2 protein-coding genes are annotated in these 2,349 nt (G+C 42.2%); both read right to left on the bottom strand.

Annotated elements, in window-relative coordinates; translation table 11 throughout:
* Positions 1–168: 168 nt before the first annotated feature.
* Complete coding sequence (locus EV203_RS13220) at positions 169–1,086, bottom strand: M23 family metallopeptidase (protein ID WP_132040909.1); 918 nt, start codon at positions 1,084–1,086, stop codon at positions 169–171.
* Positions 1,086–2,349: VirB4 family type IV secretion system protein (locus EV203_RS13215; protein WP_132040908.1), on the bottom strand; the 1,264-nt coding region annotated here is incomplete at its 5' end. The genes EV203_RS13220 and EV203_RS13215, both read right to left, overlap by 1 nt.

Here is a 2,349-nt window from a genome sequence, read left to right as displayed (position 1 = left end):
TCTGAAGAAACCCGAGAAGCAGAATAAAATATTTCTTTAACACTCTCAGAATCTAATTTACCAATATGTTCAAAAACTATATCTCCTGCATCAGCTAAAGCTTTTCTTATCTCCTCAGCCATCTGTTTTCCAGCAATAATCGAAACAAGCAAGCCTGAACCTCCTTTCCTACTTAAAAAAGTCAAGTGGATTTACAGCTCTTCCCCCGATTCTTACCTCAAAGTGAAGGTGAGGGCCTGTGCTCTTACCTGTGGAGCCTACATATCCAATTACATCACCAGCTCTTACAACCTGCCTCTGCTTTACTGCTATGGAAGATAAGTGAGCATATCTTGTCTCTAAATTGTTGTTATGCCATATAAAAACAACTAAGCCGTAGCCGCCATTCCATCCTGCGTAGGCCACTTCGCCATCTAAAGCAGCAACGACAGGAGTTCCTGCTGGTGCTCCTATATCCACACCTGAGTGAAATCTTTCTACTCTGTATACCGGGTCAATTCGAGGACCGAAAGGAGAAGTAACAGTGTAAATTCCCGGTACAGGCCACTTAAGATTTTTCTCAGCAGGTACCCACCCTTCAGGCACACCTGAAGCAGCATCTAACAAAAAAGAAAGGTCTGTATTTTTGAGAAACTCAAGAAACTCCCAAACCTTATCTTTTTCTTCTTCTGTAAAGTCAAGCATATTTAAGACCTCATCTAAGCTCAAAAGCTTATATACCGGAAAGTGCAGTCCATTTTCTGTAACAACTTCTCCTATGTTTTGCACAAACATTGAAGCAAGCTTATACGCATCCTCAGGGGTAGCTTTGGAAAAATCCTGCTTGAACCTTACAGCGTCTATTGCAACAAGCTCTCTCCAATCAGGACCCATGTTAAACTCTTTTTTCACCTTTTCTGCTGCATTGATGTAGAATTTGGCCTGCTCTGCAGTAATAAGTGGAACCTTCTCAAAAGCAGTAATGGGGCCTGCAAAAATTACAGCAATCACTAAAGCAGGAACAACAACAAAAAGAAGAGCAAACTTAAAAATGCTCTCCAAATCATCCGGCAGAAGAGCCAGAAGCACTTTTCCCAAAACATTCATCAACTTCCGCCTCCAGTTAAATACTGCATTTCATAAGGTGCTGCTTCAATCTTTATGTGAATTCTCTGTGTACCTGCAACAAAAAGGCCTTCTCCTCTTTTTGCATTTGCGAGAAGGTCATGCTCTGCTTCAGAAAGGTTCATAAGGGCCGTTATTGCTTCTAAGTCTTTTTCTCCCTGCGCTAAAAGGAGCTTGTAAGTGGGGTTATCTAAAAGAGCTTGGCCGTATCTCTGAACCTCTGGCGCTAAAAAATCTATAACGTTCTGACTTATAACAATAAGACTTCCATTATACTTTCGTATTCGCTTTGACGTATCCCGAAGGAATGCAATTGCCTGAGGCGTTTGAGGATCTACAAGCATCCATGCTTCATCCACAACCAAAACAGTTCTCTCTCTTCTATCCCTTTCAAGTATGTTCCATGCAAAAGAGAGCACATTAAAATATTGCGCTCTTTTAACTTGGTCTTCAGCATTCTGCAAATCATGAACATCAAAAACAATAAAATCGGAGTCAGCCTCCACAGCAGTTGGGCCTGCCCATAAATATGAGTCTGCTCCTTCTGCTGCTCTTTTTAAAAGTACTGCCAATCTTGTGTATGTCTCAGGATTTTCTTCCGCCTTTTTCACACAGTACTCATAAAGCTCTTTCACAGTAGGCCATTTATCATTAGGAACATCTCTTGGGTCCGTACCCCATGTTATTCCTGCTGCCTTATATACTTCCACTAATGCATCTTCTAATGCTGCTTTCTCTGTATCTGTTAAGTCTCTGAGGTATAGGCTGAAGAAAGTCCTTAAAGTCTGTATGTGTAAAGCTAACGGGCTTTGGAAACTACTGTTTTCCTCATCCTCCTCCTCAACAGGCCTCAATCTCACTTGAAGTGGATTTATCTTTCCTTCTCCACCCGTGCAGTTAATCCACACACCTCCAAGCTTATTACACATGTCTTTATACTCCCTTTCAGGGTCTATGATTATGATTCTGCTTCCCTGCATGTACTCTCTTAAAAGAAGCATCTTAGCAGTGAAGCTCTTTCCTGCGCCGGGCTTTGCAAGGATAGTCCAGTTAGAGTTTGTCCTATCGCCTCCTCTTTTCCATATATCAACCAGTACTAATCCACCGTCTCTGTCTTTTCCCAAAACAACACCAGTTCCATCGTTTATGCCTGAAGCAGTGAAGGGGAAGGAGGCAGCAACAGTTTCAGCAGGCATATTCCTTGCTCCTGCTTCTTTAACCTCGTCAGGCAGTGTGCAGAAGGGC

Source organism: Caldanaerobacter subterraneus, from assembly GCF_004345675.1.
In the GTDB taxonomy this organism is placed as follows: domain Bacteria; phylum Bacillota; class Thermoanaerobacteria; order Thermoanaerobacterales; family Thermoanaerobacteraceae; genus Thermoanaerobacter; species Thermoanaerobacter subterraneus.
This window is presented reverse-complemented; position numbering and strand designations above follow the sequence as displayed.

Coding starts and splice junctions, on each gene's coding strand:
- EV203_RS13220 (WP_132040909.1), bottom strand. CDS start 1,086: ATGAATGTTTTGGGAAAAGTGCTTCTGGCTCTTCTGCCGGATGATTTG.